Here is a 19,483-nt window from a genome sequence, read left to right on the forward strand (position 1 = left end):
TTAATGGTATAAATGGGCACAATCAGTTATTGGCCTGCTGATTTAAAGGGCCCAACGGTATTGCCGGTTCCGCAGGTACCTCCTCTGCCCGGTTCTGCTGTTGATAGAATCGGCTGAGAGCACATAGGCCAATGCATGCAAGGATCGTGAATGCCGTACCTAAGCTGACACCTACGACAATCCCGGTGTTTATGGTTGCAACCAATGGTGCGGGCGTTGTGGGCAGTCCCAGTGTTGGGGGCATGCCAGCAAATGTCATTGAGGCTTCCGGTAACGTCACCACAGTTTCTGTCACTGGTGCAGTGGTTGTCATTGCAGCCGCTGCCAATGGTGTTGTGGCATTGATCGTGGCATTGATCGTGGCATTGATGGTTGGTAACGGCGTTGCGATGCTCTGTTCTGGCATGGTCGCGTTGATCATTATTGTGTTGTTGAGCGGTGTCGGGGTTGCCAGAGTCAGGCTGGACGACGGGATGCTTGTCTCAGCCATGGCTGTGTTGTTGAGCGGTGTCATTGCCGGTTGTTGTGAGGTCGTATCAGCCATCACGGCTCCATTGACGTAGGCCGCCGCCGTTGGCTGCGGTAACGGACTATGTTGCCGGGCACCAGCCGAATGGCCTGGTGCGGCGGTAGATGCGGTGTTGGCCATTGCCGTTTCGTTGAAAAGTGTCGGAGCTGTCAGATTAACGCTGGACAGCGGGGTGGTAGTTATCATTGCGTCCGTTGCCAATGGTGCTGTGGAATAGCCCGTGGCATTGCTGGTTGGTAATGGCGTTGCGATGCTCTGTTCTGGCGTGGTCGCGTTGATCATTATTGTGTTGTTGAGCGGTGTCGGGGTTGCCAGAGCCAGGCTGGACGACGGGATGCTTGTCTCAGCCATGGCTGTGTTGTTGAGCGGTGTCATTGCCGGTTGTTGTGAGGTGGTATCAGCCATCACGGTTTCATTGACGGAGGCTGCCGTTGGTTGCGGTAACGGGCTATGCTGCCGGGTATCCGGTGAACGGCCCGGTGCGGCGGTAGATGCAGTGTTGGCCATTGCCGTTTTGTTGAAAAGTGTCGGAGCTGTCAGATTAACGCTGGACAGCGGGGTGGTAGTTATCATTGCGTCCGTTGCCAATGGTGCTGTGGAATAGCCCGTGGCATTGCTGGTCGGTAACGGCGTTGCGATGCTCTGTTCTGGCGTGGTCGCGTTGATCATTATCGTGTTGTTGAGCGGTGTCGGGGTTGCCAGAGTCAGGCTGGACGACGGGGTGCTTGTCTCGGCCATGGCTGTGTTGTTGAGCGGTGTCATTGCCGGTTGTTGTGAGGTGGTATCAGCCATCACGGTTTCATTGACGGAGGCTGCCGTTGGTTGCGGTAACGGGCTATGCTGCCGGGTATCCGGTGAACGGCCCGGTGCGGCGGTAGATGCGGTGTTGGCCATTGCCGTTTCGTTGAAAAGTGTCGAAGCTGTCAGATTAACGCTGGACAGCGGGGTGGTAGTTATCATTGCGTCCGTTGCCAATGGTGCTGTGGAATAGCCCGTGGCATTGCTGGTTGGTAATGGCGTTGCGATGCTCTGTTCTGGCGTGGTCGCGTTGATCATTACCGTGTTGTTGAGCGGTGTCGGGGTTGCCAGAGCCAGGCTGGACGACGGGGTGCTTGTCTCGGCCATGGCTGTGTTGTTGAGCGGTGTCATTGCCGGTTGTTGTGAGGTCGTATCAGCCATCACCGCTTCATTGACGTAGGCCGCCGTTGGCTGCGGTAACGGGCTATGTTGCCGGGTACCAGGTGAATGGCCCGGTGTGGCGGTAGATGCAGTGTTGGCCATTGCCGTTTCGTTGAAAATTGCCGGGGCTGTCAGATTAACACTGGACAGCGGGGTGGTAGTTATCATTGCAGCCGTTGCCAATGGTGCTGTGGGATAGTCCGTGGCATTGCTGGTCGGTAACGGCGTTGCGATGCTCTGTTCTGGCGTGGTCGCGTTGATCATTATCGTGTTGTTGAACGGTGTCGGGGTTGCCAGAGTCAGGCTGGACGACGGGGTGCTTGTCTCGTCCATGGCTGTGTTGTTGAGCGGTGTCATTGCCGGTTGTTGTGAGGTGGTATCAGCCGTCACGGTTTCATTGACAGAGGCTGCCGTTGGCTGTGGTAACGGGCTATGTTGCCGGTTACCAGGTGAACGACCCGGTGCAGCGGTAGGTGCGGTAGATGCAGTAGATGCAGTAGATGCAGTAGATGCAGTAGATGCAGTAGATGCAGTAGATGTTGTTGAACAGACCCTGTTCCAATAGTCTTCGGTGAGTGAATCAGGGTTAAGCTGGCAATCACTGGTCACAAAATGTGCATCAGCCGTACGACATAAACCGGGTAGAGTCACACTGCCAATGTTTTTCAGTTTACCGTTAACCTGGCTGTTCAAGGATGCGGTACCCGTCACGCTGCCCCCGACATTCAGACCACTACCAATATTCGCAACACTGCCGGTGACGGAACTGTTCACTGCAGTGGTATTAGTAACCTGCCCCGTGTTCAGGCCCGCCCCAATAGCAGCCCCGAGACTGCGGGTGGCACCAGTGGCAACAGAACAATCGATCGCCGTTATACCGTTGATCTCACTGTGCAGAGCTACTAACCCTCCACCAATAGCAGTAGCAGAAATACCCTCTGTTGTGACTCGGCTGTTCAGGGCAACAAGCTCGCTGACCTTGCCAGTAGCACGCGACTGCAACCTGCCAACCTCCCCACCGCCAATGGCGCCATGCGCACGGGTTCCCCTGGTTGTGACCTGACTGTTGAGTACGGTAAGTTGCTCTATCTGGCCAGTGACATGCCCACCACCTATAGCGGCCGGAGAAGAGTCACCTGTGCTGGTAACCTGAGTGTTTGTAACGGTCATGCGCCTGATATCACCGGCAACCCTTCCGCCCCCCACTCCGGTATAGGTATTCCTCCCTGAACTGGTGACTGAACAGTCAAGAATCTCGATATCTTCCAGAACGCTTCCTTCACCCTGTAACCCGGTGATCACCCCGGCACTGACCGGCTCTAATCCGCTTCCACTCTGGCTGGTTGAAACGGCGCTGTGTTCAACCCGGACATCAACAACGGCAGATTCTCCGGACACTTCACAGGCCAATACGGCGGAGTGCCTGCCGGGTTGATCATCAATGGTGGCATTGGCAATACGCAGGTTCTTAACCTCGGCACCGGACCCGAGTTTATGGAATAAACAGTGCTTCAGATCGCTTATGGTATGGCACCCACCGTCATAATGGCCTTGAAATAGGGGGTTGCCAACCGGAACACCGGTTTTATGGCTGAAGCTTCCCGTCTGTCGATAGTGGGCCTTATTGGGATAGCGACTGTTACGTCCGATTTTGCCAAGTGTTTCACTATCACCAACGGGTATCGGGTTGTTCCGGGACCCGGGACTTCCTTCTGTGGGCAGGGCCGCCGCACCTGCCAGCCGATCCATCGCCACCAGGGCGACGGTCGCCATGGCCGGACCGGACAGACGGTTAATTGGGCTGGACGTTGCCGCGCTAGACGTTGCCGCGCTGGACGTGGATACCGGTTTGCCCGGTTTTTCATCTTCTTTATTGGTAATCTTTTGCCAATGGGCTTTTGGTCTATTTTCCGGGCCGCAGGTTGGCTCCTTATCTGGCTTGCCCGACCTGGCCATATTGCCCAAACTCTCAGCCAGGGAAATGGAAGAACAGAGTATTCCTACCGTGTCGCTCACTACCCTGATATGTGGCACCCAGCAGGAAAGAGCCTTGCTCACCAGCCCAACACCTTGAACGACATTGGTCATTAAACTTGTATTGTCGTTTTTACTTTCAGCTGGCGGTGCACTTGCAGCCAAAGTAGTTGGCTGGTTGGTTTGTCGTTGATGTTCAGGAACATAATTGGGGGAGAGGGAGCTGAAGAAGGCGGTAACACCTGACTGGACGGCAACAGCAAACTTTCCTGATGTGCCGGTGGGATTGGCTCTTGCTGGTTCGTTAAGGTAGGGATTGCTGGTTATATTTGACAGTGGCGCATGAGTTAAAGAAGACAGATGCATAATTCACTCCATGCATGATATTTCGGTTAGAGAAAGTGCTATTGGTGCACGGGCGCTAAACGAAGCATATGGCTAGCAAGTCTTTAGATTAGATGGTTTTTTGTCGTTATTTCAGGCTTGATAAGATTGCTTTGGACTACATTTCGGACTGCATAAAGCTACCGGCAATTTCCTTTGCCGGTGAGGACTGTGTGTCGCCGTAGTTTATCCCCAGCGTTGGCACAAAATGCTTTTCTTTCACTATGGACGTTTGTCGTGCAAAAAAATTTTCACGCCCTTTTCACGCCCTTTTCACACACTATGGGCGTTATTGATCATATTCAAATGGTCTGTTCACGAATGACAAATCCTGCTTTTTAGAAACCTTCGTCGTATTTTTACCTTCTTACTCGACTCTAAAGTTTCAGATTGATCAGTGGTCAAATCTGAGCAGGTCTCACTGCTGCTACCCGGGCTTTACGGCTGCGCAAAGCCTTCATCGTGGCAACAGGAGGCCCGCTGTACCAAGGCTGGTTGCAAATAATGTATTGGCAACATTCATGTGACCATGTTCATACGTGTTCTTCCCTGCGCTACTCAATTTATTGATCAGAAGAAGTCGAGTATAAATACCGCTTTAATCATTATTTAAACAAGGTATTTTGAGTCAGAATTTTCAAACGTGCAGGCTTCTGGTTAAGTCGTGTCAGATATACAGAGAACAGAAGACGAACAGTTGATATCGCCGGCAAGGCGGGCTTTTTTCCGGCGTTTCGCCCCTGAACCAGAGCAGGTGGTCCCGAATAGTCGCTATCCACGACCTCCATGGGCGGTAGCTAACACACTGTTTCTGGCGCTGTGCACACAGTGTGATCAGTGTATTGATCAATGCCCAATGCGAGTACTGGGACGATCTGATGAGAAAGAAGAGATTCTTTCTGGTCGTCCCGTGCTGGACCTTTCTTATGGCAGCTGTGACTTTTGTGGACAGTGCGTTGATGCCTGCCCAGCGGAAGCTTTGAGCCGTGAGAAAGGGAAAAAGAGACAGACTATTCCCCAGCTTTCTGGCAGTTGCCAGGCAGAGCTGGGGTTGTATTGTAACCTTTGTGAGGAAGCCTGCCCTGAACAGGCGATCAGCTTTGGTGCGGATAAAAAACCGGTGATAGACCTCAGCCTCTGCAGTGGCTGTGGCGAATGTGTAATGGACTGCTATAGTCGTGTATTAGTAATGGCCAAAGCCTGATGTGACTGGTGCCGGGCAGAACTTCTCATGCCCGTCCTGCATATGGCTGTTTTACCAGCCACTGACACCTGACAAATGCAGGTACCGGGACATGGTTTCAATGAAATTGACGGGTTCCAGAGTGAACAGGCACGGGGAAAGAATGAAAGGACACTCTCCCGGACCCGGTTGAGTGCCGGTAGAAACCCCTATTCCTCAAGCCCGCAGGCATACTATAAAGTACTGACTTTTCGAACTTTTTGTTGGTTTTCGATGACAAAAAGGGATGCGCAATATCACCGATTTTGACAGCGGACGGCTACGCAGACTCGTTCCTCGCCTTTACGGAACCTCTCCCTGTTAACATCCTCCACGCAACAAGTACGGGGGTTCCCGCGTGAATGACTGGGTCTGGTTTGGCTCCCTGGCCTTTCCTGCATTTTCCCGAACCGCTTTGCTGGGCTCGATTATCTGGTTTGCCCTGAGATACGCTTACCGTCGTTTTTCTCTTGATCGCTGGTTCTGGCATTCCGGACTGGTTGAACTCTCGTTACTGGTTATTAGTTATGCGTTCACCAGCTGGATTTTGAGTTTATGACGATTCTTGCTTTTGCCAAAATCAGGCTGCGTCCCATCCTCCTGACCGCGACGATAGTCGCCATCGGTGCGTTCTGCACCTATTATCTCTGGCTATCTCTGGCTATCTCTGGCTATCTCTGGCTATCTCTGGCTATCTCTGGCTATCTCTGGCAACAATACCTGGCCGCGCCCTGGACTCGTGATGGACGACTTCGGGCCGAGATAGCAGAAATTGCCCAGCAGGTGTCTGGTAATATCATCAGGATCGCTGTACCCGACAACGGTTTAGTAAAAAAAGGCGATGTCATTCTGGAGATTGACCCCAGCAACTACCGCATTGCCCCGGCGCGCTCTGAATCGGAGCTGGCCGCTGCCAGATTCAAACAGGAGCAGCTGGCCAGTACTGCGCGTCGTCTTGATGGGATGCCGGAACATATGGTCAGTGCCGAGCAGGTCACCAACGCCCGTCTTGCCTGGAAAGCCCAGCAACAGGCAGTGAAAACCGCTGAAGCAGCGCTCAGTCAGGCGCAACTGGACCTGAAACGAACCCGTGTCAGGGCACCTTTTGATGGTTTTGTGGCCAACATGGATCTGCGCGTTGGCAGCTGGCTGACGGCAGGACAATCGGTGCTGGCCTTTATCAACAGGGATCACTACTTTGTGGTTGGCTACTTTCAGGAGACTCGCTTGCAGGGCGTCTGTCCCGGTGCGCCTGCCACTATCACTTGTGCTGGCCGGGCTGATAGCACTTTCCACCAGCTTATATTTTAATCTTCCCTACCCAAGCTGGGGGTTGCTGACCATCGCTTTTCTGGCGATGAAAGTAGAACTGGGCAATATCTACATCAAATCCCTTGCCCGGATTGCTGGCACCGTGATTGGTGGTGTGGCCGGTGCCATGATCACCGTTGCATTCGGTCAATACCCGTTGTTGCTGATTATCGCACTCAGCCTTGTGGTTTTTGTGTGCGTAGCTTTCACCAGCCGCTACCAGCCGCTACCAGGCGATGGCGGGCTATGCCAGCTTTCTGGGTTGCATAACCTGCTTGCTGGTGCCACTGTTCACGCTCAACACCAGTGACCAGTCATCTATTGGTTACTACGCCATTTACCGGGTCAGCGAAATCTGCCTTGGCGTTATTGCTCTGCTGATCAGCAGCATGGTGATCTGGCCATCCAGCAGTCAGGATCGACTGGCCCAATCATTGGCGGCCCTGCGCAGTCAGCTTGGTCGGCTGGCGGTAATGGCTGCAGATCCGGAGCAGTATTATGCTGACCGTGCCGGTGATGGCTTTTGTCATCGTCACCGTTTACCGCAAGCCAAGCATCACCGGGTTGCTCTGCGCTCTGCTGGTTCCGATTCTGATGCCAATTTCTACGGTACACGACATGCAGCCACTGGCGCTGCTGAATAATGTTCTGTCGCTGAGTGCCGGTTTTTTTTATTGGTTATTTGTGCATTGAGGTGATTGGCTCACCGAACAGGGCAGCACTGTGCCGGGATTATTTGCGAACACTGTCTTCTCTGATGCAGCGCACCATGAGCCGGGGGGGCGATGGGATAACACCACCACTGTTCCGGCGCCAGATACTGCCCCTGAATTTTGACATGCTGACGCTCTTCCCGGAGCAGCAGGCACTGATACTGGACTGGATGGATACTCTGGCATCACTGGGCAGCACGTGGCTGAAGCTACGAAGGCTGGAGCATAACCCGCTGGCCTGCCGCCAGAGCCAGGCGATATTCCAACAGGCTCACCGGGAGATGGCCTGGCTGGTTAACCAGCTGCATTTGCCAGTAACGGTCATGGGCGCCGCCGACCAGGAACGCCAGCAGCACCTGGACAGCCTGTTTGACCAGGCCCTGGTGCTCTATGACCGGGATCAGCACTTACACAACCTTGATCTGCTGATTCTTTGTGGTTGTCTGCGCCATCATCACGAGCTCTCGTTCAAACCGGCATAGGCTTTGATTTTTCAGGCCCTAAGTTGCTGTTGTCTTCTTTCTTGGAATACCCAGTCGCTGGCGCCGTTCCCAGAGTGTTTTTCTACTGATACCCAGTTTTTGCGCCAGCTCGGTTTCGGTCATTTGATCCTGATGTTCAAGAACAAAACGCTGGAAGTAGTCTTCCAGTGTCAGGCCATCCTGAAGCTCCTCTGCATCCTGACGGAACAGGGTCTGTTTGACACGAACTTCTATATCCAGATTTTCCGGAGTGATGATATTGTCTTCGGAAAGGATGACTGCCCGTTCGATGGCATGCTCCATTTCGCGAACATTCCCGGGCCACTGATACTGAGAGATGGCGGCCATGGTTTCGGGGGCCAGTGAGTAGACGTCCAGCCCCATTTTTTCACAGGTTCTGGCCAGCAGTTTTTCCGCCAGCATCAGGATATCGTTGCCCCTTTCCCTGAGCGGTGGTATGCGCAGTTCCACCACTTTCAGTCGATAATAGAGGTCTTCACGAAATGCATTCTGTGAAGAGAGCTGACGGAGATTCCGGTGAGTAGCGGCAATCAGTCGAACATCAACGGACTGAGGCTGTACTGAACCTACACGACGAATTTCACCTTCCTGAAGAACGCGAAGTAGCCTGGCCTGGGCTTCCAGTGGCAGTTCGCCGATTTCATCAAGAAACAGTGTGCCACCATTGGCTGCTTCGATCAGACCGGTTCTGGCGGCTGTTGCCCCGGTAAATGACCCTTTTTCATGGCCAAAAAGTTCGGATTCAATCAGTGTTTCAGGAATGGCTGCACAGTTGACCGAAATCATTGGTCCATTGACGCGTTTACTGTTGTCATGGATGGCTTTGGCAACCAGTTCTTTACCGGTGCCTGATTCACCCTGAATCAATACCGTTGCATCGGTTGGTGCCACTTTCTGTATTTGCCGAAACAACAGCTGCATGGCATCACATTGTGCCAGAATGCCATTAAAACCATTGCCAGAGCAGGTCTCCTGAACCTGGCTTTCATGATCGTCCTGATCGGGATCGGTGCTGTGAGCCACCTGTTTTTCAATAGCCTCAGCCACTCTCTGAATCATCTCTGCATGATCAAAGGGCTTGGCAATATAATCAACGGCACCCTGCTTCATGGTTGAGACTGCCGAGTTCAGGCTGGCGTAGCTGGTCATGATCAATACGGGAATGCCATTGGCCAGGTTAATCATTTCAGTACCGGGTTTACCGGGAAGTCGCAGATCGCTGATGATCAGTGAAAATGGCGGTTGTTTTACAAACGCCTGTGGCTGAAGAAAGCCCTCGGCTTCATGGACTGAGCCGGCCTCAGTAATACTATATCCCTGTCGTTCAAGAAGACGACGCAGTGACGACCGGATAATTTCTTCATCTTCGACAATCAGTATCTGGTCCTGACTCATGCCATATCCCCCTGAAATTCCAACGGCTGCTCCCCGGCGTCTGCAGTCATCAATGACTCAGACTCGTAGCGTGGAAGCGAAATGATGAAGCAGGTTCCCCTCCCTGTGAGTGGGTCCAGCGGACTCACCACCTGAATGCTGCCAAAATGTTCTTCGATAATATTCCAGGTCAGCGCCAGGCCCAGGCCAGTCCCTTTGCCCGCCTCTTTGGTGGTGAAAAACGGCTCAAACAGCCTTTCCTGAATCGCTTTCGGGATGCCGTGCCCCTGGTCTGCAAAACGAATGGTGACCGTGTGCTGGTTGGCTGTGGTGCTGACGGTAACCAGGCTTTCAGTGTTCACAGTGTCCTGCGTATCGTTGCCCTCGTCTGAGGCATCGGCCGCATTTTTCAGCAGATTGATAAACACCTGTTGTAATTTTTGGCTATTACCGCTGACGCATAGGCCATCGGTACATAAATTGCGGAATACGATATTGCTGTTCTTATGGCTCAATTGCAACAGGCTAATGGCTTCCTGGATGGTGCTGAAAACTTCTACGGGCTCTGTTACGGAAGGGGAGTCACTGTTATGTCCGATTTTCTGTCCTCCTTTCTTGCCGGAGTGGGCATAAGACACCAGCGTTTGCACAATGCGACTCACCCTTTGGGTTTGCTCCAGTATCTGCCGGGAACTCTGTTGTATATCCGGGTCCGGTGAGAGCGCACTCATTTCCTGGGCAAGGCAGTCAATACCGGTAATCGGGTTACCAATCTCATGGGCAACACCGGCGGCCAGCTGACCGATAGACGCCAGTCGTTCACTGTGAAAGAGCTGTTCTTCCAGCATTTGGGTTTCCGTCTGGTCTTCCAGCAACATGACCTGATTACCACCGGTACCGGAAACAGGTGCCTGAACAGCGGCTTTGTGCAAGCTGAAATAGCGGGTGTGTCCATCCCATTCGACACTGTGCTTGTTCAGGTGATTATCAGGGAGTTGCATAAAATCACTGAGGATCTGGTTCCAGGGAGCAGGAATGGTCTTCAGGGGCACTCCCAGGACAGCTTCGGCAGGAATACCGGTTAATTCTGCCATGGCCTGATTCCAGAGCATGACTTCACCCGTGCTGTTCGATGGCAGCGATTCCCGGTTATTAGCCGACGAGCTCTCAATGACCGCGTCAATGGAGCAGACGGCCATGGGCAGGCTGTTCAATGTGTCCCGATGATAACGTCTCAGGCTATCAAGCTCACCCGCCAGACCGGTCAGTTTAGAGTGATACGCTTCCAGCCGGGACTCCATAAAATGGATATCTTTCGGGACGTAATCATTGTCAACATCCAGTGGTAAAAAGGAGTTAACGATATCATGGGCAATGGTCGGGCCCATAAGCCCGGACAGGTTATTCTCAATACGTTCCCTGAGGCGTCTCAGGGAGTGTGGTCGGTTGTCGTCGGGCCTCATATTGAGATCCGTCAGGGCCTTATTGATTTCCGTCTGAGCGGCCACCGGGCCCAGTGGAGCACTGAGCATCTCCTGAAATTCGTAGGAAGAGCTGGCCTTGGGGATTTTGTAGGGTTGCTGGCTCACCTCCCGAACCAGACAGGCGGCAGCCGCGCTGCTCTCTTCATCAGGCATTCTGGTAAAACAGGATACCAGGTAAAACACCAGAACATTCACGAGCAATGATGAAGTGGCGGCAATATACCAGCCATCGTTAGTGATGGTGCCGAAGTTGACGCTGCGGATTGGGAAAATCTCAAGTCCGATGGTTAAAGGCAGCATCAGGGTAAAAAACCAAACTAAAGTTCCAGAAAGAATCCCGAGAATCAGCCCCTTATGGTTTGCCCTGCCCCAATAGAGAGTAGAAAGAGTACCGGGGAGCAGCTGCAAGGCACCCACATAGGCGACGATACTCAGGCTGTACATGTCCACCTCGTTATGCAATAGCCGGTAAAACCCATAACAGGCGAGGACCAGTGTGGCAATAATCAGACGTTTTACGTTGGTCAACCAGCGGTAGATATTCATCTGGGCCTGGACTGGCTCTTTTGCCTGATAAAGGGTCTGATAAAGGGGCAGAACGACGTGGTTAAGCAGCATGGATGACAGTGCCAGTGAGGTCACCATAAACAGGCCACTGGCTGCAGAAAGTCCTCCTATATAGGCGATGATGGTTAACCATCGACTATCCAGTGCATGACCAATAGCCAATGGAAAGTACTCAGGCGGATAAGGGCTCGCAATTTTGAGACCTGCCCAGAGAATCAGAGGGGTGGAAATACTCAACAGTAATAAAAAGAAAGGCAGGCCCCAACTGGCTGTGAACAACATTTTTTTGTCGCGGTTTTCGGCAAACGTCATATGAAACATATGAGGCATAACGATAGCAGAGGCAAAATACATTAACAGCGTTGTCCGCCAGGGGCCGTCTTCCAGATGAGAGTTCATCCCGATAATGACGTCAGAGTTTGCTTCAAGCCAGTGGTTTAATCCGGAAAAGCCACCAAACACCTCGGCGATAACGACGCTCCCAAGCAGTACCATGATCAGCAGCTTGAGCAGAGACTCAAAGGCAATCGCCACCACCAGACCATCATGCTGGTGGCGGCTGGCCAAGTGCCGGGTGCCAAACATCATGGTCAGTAACGTGACCAGAATACAAAAACCGAAGGCCAGCATTTCCGGGGATGTTTCATCACTTAGCAGATAAACGCCATCTGCCACGGCCTGTATTTGCAGGGCCAGCAGGGGAAAGGTGATAAACAACAGTAAAAGTGTGCTTAAGGTACCCGCTACCGGGCTTCGAAAACGGAATGCCAGTACATCGGCCAGAGAACTGAGTTGATAGGTGGAGGTTATTCTTAATAGTGGCACCAGCAGAACGGGGGCTAACAAAAATGCACCGCTCAAGCCAAAGTAAAAACCGAGAAAAACATAACTAGGACTTACGCATTGACAACAGGCTCTAAAATTTGATAATGCCAAAAAACAGATGTCTTCAGGGATGAAAGTGAGAACTACCACTCGACCGACCACTGCACGATGCACTCTTGCAAAATACATTGGCTTTTTGATTAGTGAGCCAAAATCATCAACATGCACAAGACTGGCCGAGGTTACCGACTTTTCTCACGATAGCGCAAACCGCTTTCTTAAGCGTGAAAACTATCAGCCCAAAGATATGTACGATGAAGCAGTCAAAAGTTTAAACCCTATTGGCGGCACCCTGAGCGTTGATGACAGCGTGCTCGACAAACCTTATAGCTACTCCGTGGCACTGGTTGGCCACTTTTGGTCGGGTAAACATCACCGAGTGGTTAAGGGAGTTAACCTCATCACCCTTTATTACACCGACGTATCCGGGCGCCATATGCCGGTGAATTACAGGATATACGACAAATCGGAAGACAAGACAAAAAACGACTACTTCCGTGAAATGTTGATTGAAGTGCTGGTATGGGGGCTGAAGCCAGCGTTCGTTACCGGTGACTCCTGGTACAGCTGCACGACTAACCTGAAGACGATTAAAAACCATCAGACTGGGTTTATGTTTGCCGTTGAGAAAAACAGGACAGTATCACTGGAAAAAGGTAAATGGCAGCAGGTTCAACACCTCGACATCCCCGACAATGGTCTGGATGTATGGCTCAAAGACTTCGGTAAGATCCGGTTGTTCAGGACGATGCTAAAAGACCAGCGTCGCCACTACGTGGTTTACTTGCCAGAGGAAGTCCCTTTTGAACGCAATGACTTCAAGCAGATCCATGACCAGCACTGGCAGATCGAACAGTTTCACAGGGCGATCAAGCAGGTTTGCCATATTGAGCACTTTCAGGTTCGCAGCGAACGACCCGTCAGAAACCATATATTTGCTGCAATTTTAGCTTTTGTTTATCTCCAGAAAATGCAGATAGAGCAGGAGTTTACGAATATTTATCAGCACCAACGGGGGCTGTTTAAAGAGACAATAGGCGCTTTCATTGAGAGTTTTGCAAAGGGGAAGGATCACCTCCTACCAAAATTTATCGGTGTCATCAATGCGTAAGTCCTAATAACCATCGTCGTGGGCAACCCCGATACTGCCATAATAGGCCCAGCTGCTGGCGTAGATGCCCAGGGAGAGAACATAGGTTGCCGGGTGATGAACCACTCTGCGCGGGATGATGCCACGATCCGTGGCCCAGGCGCAGAGAAAAAGAACCGCCAGATAGGCAACACTGGCCAGAACGATATACTCCAGTTCAAAGCTCATCGCTATTACCCCTGATCTGAAGGGTAAAGCCTGCGACAATCAGGATGAACCAGAGTATCCAGGGCTGATACCACTGTTCACCAAACGTAATCCACCAGCCCATGATGGCGGGAGAAAAAAGGTAAATACCGATCACCAGAAGCAGAACCAGTCGGTAGATATACATATTACGCTGGGGTAGTTTCGCAATTGGACGGACATGGTAATGGTTATATGGGTAAACCGCAAAAGATTACTGACAGATTATCTTGTGCGGCAGGGCTCCCTGGATAAACCGTGTATCTATGCACGTTCATGCTTGAAGAGGGCTGAGAATGCCTCTGGTTGTCGATGGAAGGGGATTCGCTCCATATTTTCTATAGGTAAGCCCGGCGTGTTAATGGGGGCAGGTTCATCTATCGGCTCATGTGCCCGGATACTGGCAAACGTTTTATCCATGGTGGCCTGATGCGTTGCTTGTAAATGAGCCTGCAGCTCCCGCCTCTGGCCAAAGTTTGTACGACAGGCAAGGCAGAATGTCTTATGAAGGTAAAAGCCCTTCACTTTCTTATTATCCAGAGGAACAAAATTACTCTTCTTTTTGGTTGCCAGGGCATGGAGGTGTTTATTAAATGATTCAATATCGTGGTAGATTATCTGACAGGGAATAGCCGCCAGTGTCTTGGGTGTGGCAAACTCCAGAGTACCTGGTGTAAACAGCGACTTGACCAGCTGTGGCTTGTCCTGCAAATCGTTAACGGCTGCCTCTGCCTGTTTCGGGTTTTTAGCAAACCAGTCAAGGATTTCAGTCGTGCTTATCCGGGATAGCGGTTTGTCAGCATGATGTTTATAAAGTTGACTCAACACTTGATAGTATTTTCGTTGCCCGGCAGGTTCTGGTGAAAGTCAGTGACGTTGTTTGCCTCTTTCAGGGGCATACAATCTTTTATCTAATACTTTGTGAATTAGCTCGCGCTGTTGCTTGTCAATCACACAATCCGGACGGTGTTTTTTCTCACACTGGCTGCCATCGTTGAGCGTGTGCTCATAGCGAGAAAGTTGAGCGAAAGAACCGGAAGGGAAGATTTTCTTACGGTCACCAGAGAGTTGTGTGTATTTTCTCTTATATCGGTTTAATGTATGTGTTGCAGGCAGTGCTGTCTGCTTATCTTTCTCAGGCACAGGTGTGCCTTCTGTACAGTAGTTTTTAGAATAGTAAGCCTTAATGTTTTTAATAATATTTTTTTTCAGAACAACATCTCTACGTTTGTTCTCTCTTTTGGTAACTCTCTGGTTCAAACCATCCCGGCATTCGCAAAGATAACGGGTCGCTTCGCAAATGGTACACTCTGAGCAGCGGCAAGTAATAAATTTGCTTTGTTGTTCCAGCAGGTTTTCGTGCTCATGGGCCAACATTTCTTCAGGCACCGAATTTTGAGTCAATGTTAAATCAGCTAATAGATCTGGAATGGCTGTACTTTTTGCGTAGGCAGGGCTCATTTTCCAGTACCGTTGCTCAGCAGTTGGTAAGTCATCAAAGGCATCAAGTACCTGGTTCAGCTGTGCAGCAGTCACTTTAAAGGGAATAGGAACGCCAATTTGTTGTTCAACGGCCAGTTTTTGCTTCTTAAGGTAACTAATGTATTTTTTGCGTTGTTTATAGTAGGCCTCTCCGTAGCTGACGTTGCCCAGACAGTCCTTTCTGGCTGCAAATCCCTGTTCTTTGAATTGTTTCTTAATCAACGCTGCCTTCTCTTTTCTAATCTGCCTGGTGGTCATTGTAATGGCATCAGTGAACCGTTGCCTGGCTTTCAGCTGCCTTTGTTCTTGCTGGTATGCCTTGAATTCTTCTGTTCCTAAAAAAAGCTGTTGATGGCAGGGGTTGGCATAAAATTGAGACAGTGTTTCTTTTATCTCAGGAATAGGCGGTAATGACTTCCAGTCAGGCATTTGAATGGGGTTTACTAACTGTTTAGTGGTGCTATCAAAGTACTCTCCGTAGGCTATTTCTTTACCTGGTGTTCCTATACCCAGAAAACTCTGTGCTTTATATTTCATCAGGTAGTCATAAATGCTATCAAGGTAAAGGGAAGCAAAGGTAATCTCAGGGATTACCTCGGACTCGACAGTTTTGCAAGCCTGATCTTGCTGGTCCGGATCCAGCCACTGTGAATACAGGGAAGCCAGTTTTTTTTCCTTATTATTAAAAGCTCTACTGGTCAGCAATTTTAATGCTTCATTTTTATGATCACGCCATAACGGTGGGTTTGTTACCAGCAAAAAAGCAAAAGCACCGATATCATAAGTCGATGAGATGCCTTTTTTCAGCTCTCGTTTAATGACATTTTCGTATTGTTCTTTTCGACTACCACCTTTGCATTTTCTGGTGTTGTCGGATATCGCCCGGGTAAAGGAGATCAGCAGATGGCTGACTCTATTCATGATGCATAGATTTTCAGTCTCATAGGCGTCGAACCAGATGTCTTTGATCAGGCGGAAAAAGGCCAGATACCCTAACGGTGACGGGGGCTCACTGGTGAATCCATAGTTGTTGGAACAAACTTTTGATGTCGAACTGAAGTTAAACACCATATCGCCTTTTATCACCAGTTCTGGCCAGTTAATTTTGATATATTCAGCTTGCTTTTCGAGCGAATCAGGCCACCCCCCAACGATGGTTTCAATTGTCTGTCTATTGGGCCACAGGGATGCGTAGTGTTGGTCAAGTTTTTTTTCGGTCTGATTTTTTAATGAATTTGAATATTTTCTCAGTTCCTCCGCCAGGCGGATTTTACTCTGCACACCTGATGTCCGGCCAATAGCTTCAATGAGTTGGTGAAAGAGAGGGGAAGCATCATTGTCAGAGTCTGAAGCCAGAAAGTGGAATATGGCGTTATAGGTAGGGGTGGTGTTTCTTTCTCGCAATGCTTTCTCTGCGGCCTCAATTTCCTGTTGTGAAAATCCCCGAATCTTCAATTCCTGCCGTTCCAAGGGCCTTATCGAGGTCTCTCGTGAGTGAAAAGTTCCAGTTGCTGGTGCAGGGTTCTCCGGTGAGCCAGTGGCAGGCATTAGCCAGAAACTTTGATCCTGAAAGTTTGTGCTTGGATAAGACTGTGATGAATTAGCCATTTTGGTCAACCTTTTTTTAAACTAAATATGTGACTGTCTAGCTGAAATAATTAAATAAACTACTTTTGTTAAATATTTTTACTTTCATTTTTGATTATTGCAGTGGAAATAAGTTCACTTGCAAAGTTGGAGTAAGATTGAGGCTAATGTCTGGCTTTTCCGGTGATTATCTTTCTATCCGTTTTTTTTGCCCATTGTTAGTCGGGGGAGCGTGTAATCACGCGACGAAAGGTCAAGTTGATCCTTGGCTCTACGGGTCTTGCTGTTTTGGTCAGGCAGTGCTGCCAGTATTTTTGGGTAGTTCCGGCCATTAACAATAGAGAGCCTGACACCAGGTCAAAGCTGTAAGGTTGAATGTCTTTTCGGTATTTGTGGCGCAGCCGGAATCGTCGTGTCGCTCCCAGGTTGAATGAGGCAATCACCGGGTTTTCTCCTAATTCGGGCTCATCGTCACTGTGCCAGCCATTGCTGTCCTGTCCACTGCGATAAAGGTTGATTAATACCGAGTTAAAGTGATGGCAACAGATCGTTTCGACCTGCTGTTTAATGGCGGTCACGGTCTGACTCCATGGCTGTGGAGAAAGCGCCAGGCCTGAATACTGATAATGCGCATCAGGATCTCCCATCCACACCTGGAGTCTGGGTACCGGGAGGGTTTTACCGTAAATGGTTATCTGATCCTGTTGCCAGGGCAATGTGGAGTAAAGCTCTGAGTATAACTGCCAGTCTGTGGATTCGGGGACTATCTGAGACCATAGAAGCAGGTGAGCATCGGGGGGGGTGTAAATTTCCGGAGGTGTTGTAACGGCGTTGAATGTATTCATGTTCGGGCTCCTGACAACTTACTTGAGCACCTGTGATCGTCTCAGGTCTGCCGGGGCGCCAACAGAGTCTGAGACTTTACCGGTTTACAGTCCCGGAGCGTCGTAAGTTACCCAGTAGATCATTTCACCGGGACAGTCGCTACCCAGAACGTCAGCCATAATATTATCAATTTTTAATTTGCCCATTTGTTCCAGCCACCGGTCATCGTCCAGTTTTTCTTCCAGTAACCAACTGGGGACAGACTGACTGTCCGAGTTGTACCATGCCACCGGGAAACGCATATTTTTGGGGAGCTGGCTGCGTTTTACACTTAATGATGCATCACAACGAACCACAAGGCTGTCTGCTACCTGCTGACGTTTGCGAAGATATTTACTGGACTCTTTGGCAAACTTTTCTTCGTATGGACTCATCAGTTCTTTCTGGCGGCTTTCCAGACAATAATCATAAGCGCGACTGACATCACTGTTCTCATAGCCCATGATGCCGCAGGCTTCAGTCACACGGTTTTTTACATCCTGGCTGAGTTCTTTATACCAGGGGGCATTAGGGCCAAGCACTCTTTGCGCTTCAAGAATAGCGACAAAGGTCAGGTTTTCATCCGGTGTAAAGCAGGATGATAAACCCTGTGTGTGAATGGGGGCGTCGCTGTTTATAGATGGTTCTTGACGTATAAGCTGCTCCCGGGTTCGTCTGGCAGCATCACACAAGGCGGGTTTTTCTGCTGCAGGTCTGCTGGAGGCAGTACTTGGGGAGGAAAAAGCCAGTGTATTTGCCGGCAGGTTAATGGCTAGAAATGAGAGAGCAGCAGCAAGCGCTGTTTTAAGGACTATCGACATATTCGCTCCTTGAACACATCTTTTCGGGGTCCACCACCAGACGCTAAGGCACCCGGATATGATTTATTCGACCATATATAACATGTTCGACAGGATAGCGGTAGGTTTGCTCAGGGTTGTTGAGGTTTTATTGTGCGTTCAGCGTTACCATGACCCTATCCACAGGGGACTCAGCGCATGGCACAGGAGGATTAACCGGAAGGGTGTCATGACTGACTGCGTTTCTAATTGTGGCAGTGGAGTGTGGCTCTTAAAGAGAATCCTGAAAAATCTCTTTTTTCCCTGCCATGTTCCTCATAGACCAGTGTTTTATTCCCCAGGACAGAATCTCTTCAACCGAGTTCATTAACAGCTCTGGCTCTGGCTTCAGGCCAAAAGCAGTCAATGCTTTGATCATCAGTGGACGGGGGTTGGTCAGTGGTATGGCCGGAGCATGGTTTTGTTTACTGAGTTTATTGCCATTGTTCCGGGTAATCACCGGAATATGGGCATAAACAGGGTGGGGATAATGTAACTGGCTTTGCAGATAGAGCTGTCTCGGGGTTGAATCCAGAATGTCTACTCCCCTGACAATATGAGTTACCCCTTGAAAGTTATCATCAATGCAAACGGCCAGTTGGTAGGCATACAGCCCGTCCTTACGCTTGAGAATAAAATCGCCAAGCGTGTTCAAAGCAAACGACTGGTCACCTTGAATACGATCCTGAAATTGAATGATCTGGTTATTGCATAACAGCCTGAGGCCATGAGGCTGGCTTGGGATTACCCGGCGGTGTCGACAATAACCGGGATACACACCGTTCAAACCGGCCAGTTTTTTGCGGGTGCAGGTACATGGATACAGTTTCTCTTCACGCAGCAGAGCGTCCAGGGCGTCATCATAGGCCTCGCTACGATCACTCTGAAAAAGTACGCTGTCATCCCAGTGCAGGCCATAAACGTCCAGGGCCTTGAGAATCTGGTCTGCAGCTTTGGGCTGTTCTCTCGGCGGGTCAATATCTTCCATACGAACCAGCCATTTTCCATGATGGGCTCGAGCATCCAGGTAACTGGCCAGTGCCGCAACCAGAGAGCCAAAGTGCAGAGGGCCGGAAGGGGAGGGCGCAAAACGACCAATGTAGGGAGGAATGTTCAGTTTGTCGCCCATAGCGAGTGATTATAAATCAGGCAAGTGGTATTTTGTGAGTGTCGTAGCCGATGCAGTTGGCAGAGGTCTGTTTGCAGCTAATGTGCCATTAACGATAAAAAATCAAACCAGTCGAGGGATG

General features: G+C 50.4%; 17 protein-coding genes. 7 read left to right on the forward strand and 10 right to left on the reverse strand.

Features of this window, described 5'->3' with window-relative positions; genetic code table 11:
• Nucleotides 1–22: 22 nt before the first annotated feature.
• The gene (locus tag MJO57_RS02655) at nucleotides 23–3,796 is read right to left on the reverse strand and encodes a ZmpA/ZmpB/ZmpC family metallo-endopeptidase-related protein (RefSeq protein ID WP_252022745.1); all 3,774 of its coding nucleotides are present in this window, start codon (nucleotides 3,794–3,796) and stop codon (nucleotides 23–25) included.
• Nucleotides 3,797–4,730: 934 nt separating this feature from the next.
• On the opposite strand from MJO57_RS02655, the gene napF reads away from it, so the two are divergent.
• The 6 genes from napF to MJO57_RS02680 all read left to right on the forward strand — a co-directional run bounded on the left by napF (nucleotide 4,731) and on the right by MJO57_RS02680 (nucleotide 7,794).
• Nucleotides 4,731–5,270: a ferredoxin-type protein NapF gene (gene napF, locus MJO57_RS02660; RefSeq protein ID WP_256493227.1), complete on the forward strand. Its 540-nt coding sequence runs from the start codon at nucleotides 4,731–4,733 to the stop codon at nucleotides 5,268–5,270.
• Nucleotides 5,271–5,646: 376 nt separating this feature from the next.
• Entirely contained in the window at nucleotides 5,647–5,847 is a 201-nt protein-coding gene (locus MJO57_RS33090) for a DUF1656 domain-containing protein (protein WP_371924757.1), read from the forward strand.
• Nucleotides 5,844–6,599 (forward strand): HlyD family secretion protein, encoded by a 756-nt coding sequence (locus MJO57_RS02665; protein ID WP_252022746.1) that lies wholly within the window; start codon nucleotides 5,844–5,846, stop codon nucleotides 6,597–6,599. Before MJO57_RS33090 ends, MJO57_RS02665 begins: the two co-directional genes overlap by 4 nt.
• Nucleotides 6,556–6,909: an FUSC family protein gene (locus MJO57_RS02670; protein WP_252022747.1), complete on the forward strand. Its 354-nt coding sequence runs from the start codon at nucleotides 6,556–6,558 to the stop codon at nucleotides 6,907–6,909. The genes MJO57_RS02665 and MJO57_RS02670 overlap by 44 nt, the downstream gene beginning before the upstream one ends.
• Nucleotides 6,836–7,243 carry an FUSC family protein gene (locus MJO57_RS02675; protein ID WP_252022748.1) on the forward strand — a complete coding sequence of 136 codons (408 nt, stop codon included), beginning with the start codon at nucleotides 6,836–6,838 and terminating at the stop codon, nucleotides 7,241–7,243. The genes MJO57_RS02670 and MJO57_RS02675 overlap by 74 nt, the downstream gene beginning before the upstream one ends.
• 113 nt (nucleotides 7,244–7,356) lie before the next feature.
• Nucleotides 7,357–7,794, forward strand: a complete 438-nt coding sequence (locus MJO57_RS02680; RefSeq protein ID WP_252022749.1) for a hypothetical protein — start codon at nucleotides 7,357–7,359, stop codon at nucleotides 7,792–7,794.
• A gap of 18 nt (nucleotides 7,795–7,812) precedes the next feature.
• Here MJO57_RS02680 and MJO57_RS02685 read toward each other — a convergent pair whose 3' ends face one another.
• Nucleotides 7,813–9,210, reverse strand: a complete 1,398-nt coding sequence (locus MJO57_RS02685; protein ID WP_252022750.1) for a sigma-54 dependent transcriptional regulator — start codon at nucleotides 9,208–9,210, stop codon at nucleotides 7,813–7,815.
• Nucleotides 9,207–12,086 (reverse strand): ATP-binding protein, encoded by a 2,880-nt coding sequence (locus MJO57_RS02690; protein WP_252022751.1) that lies wholly within the window; start codon nucleotides 12,084–12,086, stop codon nucleotides 9,207–9,209. Before MJO57_RS02690 ends, MJO57_RS02685 begins: the two co-directional genes overlap by 4 nt.
• A 115-nt stretch (nucleotides 12,087–12,201) precedes the next feature.
• Here MJO57_RS02690 and MJO57_RS02695 point away from each other — a divergent pair, with 115 nt between their 5' ends.
• Nucleotides 12,202–13,236 carry a transposase gene (locus MJO57_RS02695; protein ID WP_252026884.1) on the forward strand — a complete coding sequence of 345 codons (1,035 nt, stop codon included), beginning with the start codon at nucleotides 12,202–12,204 and terminating at the stop codon, nucleotides 13,234–13,236.
• Nucleotides 13,237–13,239: 3 nt separating this feature from the next.
• Here MJO57_RS02695 and MJO57_RS02700 read toward each other — a convergent pair whose 3' ends face one another.
• The 7 genes from MJO57_RS02700 to gluQRS all read right to left on the reverse strand — a co-directional run bounded on the left by MJO57_RS02700 (nucleotide 13,240) and on the right by gluQRS (nucleotide 19,362).
• Nucleotides 13,240–13,443 carry a hypothetical protein gene (locus MJO57_RS02700; RefSeq protein WP_252022753.1) on the reverse strand — a complete coding sequence of 68 codons (204 nt, stop codon included), beginning with the start codon at nucleotides 13,441–13,443 and terminating at the stop codon, nucleotides 13,240–13,242.
• Nucleotides 13,433–13,609 carry a hypothetical protein gene (locus tag MJO57_RS02705; RefSeq protein ID WP_163370786.1) on the reverse strand — a complete coding sequence of 59 codons (177 nt, stop codon included), beginning with the start codon at nucleotides 13,607–13,609 and terminating at the stop codon, nucleotides 13,433–13,435. Before MJO57_RS02705 ends, MJO57_RS02700 begins: the two co-directional genes overlap by 11 nt.
• A 116-nt stretch (nucleotides 13,610–13,725) precedes the next feature.
• Nucleotides 13,726–14,286 (reverse strand): hypothetical protein, encoded by a 561-nt coding sequence (locus MJO57_RS02710; RefSeq protein WP_252022755.1) that lies wholly within the window; start codon nucleotides 14,284–14,286, stop codon nucleotides 13,726–13,728.
• Nucleotides 14,287–14,328: 42 nt separating this feature from the next.
• Nucleotides 14,329–16,551, reverse strand: a complete 2,223-nt coding sequence (locus MJO57_RS02715; RefSeq protein ID WP_252022758.1) for a hypothetical protein — start codon at nucleotides 16,549–16,551, stop codon at nucleotides 14,329–14,331.
• A gap of 197 nt (nucleotides 16,552–16,748) precedes the next feature.
• A complete protein-coding gene (locus MJO57_RS02720; RefSeq protein ID WP_252022760.1) occupies nucleotides 16,749–17,375 on the reverse strand; it encodes an alpha-ketoglutarate-dependent dioxygenase AlkB in 627 nt (208 codons plus the stop codon).
• A gap of 84 nt (nucleotides 17,376–17,459) precedes the next feature.
• Nucleotides 17,460–18,215 (reverse strand): hypothetical protein, encoded by a 756-nt coding sequence (locus MJO57_RS02725; RefSeq protein ID WP_252022762.1) that lies wholly within the window; start codon nucleotides 18,213–18,215, stop codon nucleotides 17,460–17,462.
• A 250-nt stretch (nucleotides 18,216–18,465) separates the two neighbouring features.
• Nucleotides 18,466–19,362, reverse strand: coding sequence for a tRNA glutamyl-Q(34) synthetase GluQRS (gene gluQRS / locus MJO57_RS02730; RefSeq protein WP_252022764.1), 897 nt, complete (start codon nucleotides 19,360–19,362; stop codon nucleotides 18,466–18,468).
• Nucleotides 19,363–19,483: the final 121 nt, after the last annotated feature.

Origin of the sequence: Endozoicomonas sp. SCSIO W0465, from assembly GCF_023716865.1 — a bacterium.
Lineage (GTDB): Bacteria > Pseudomonadota > Gammaproteobacteria > Pseudomonadales > Endozoicomonadaceae > Endozoicomonas.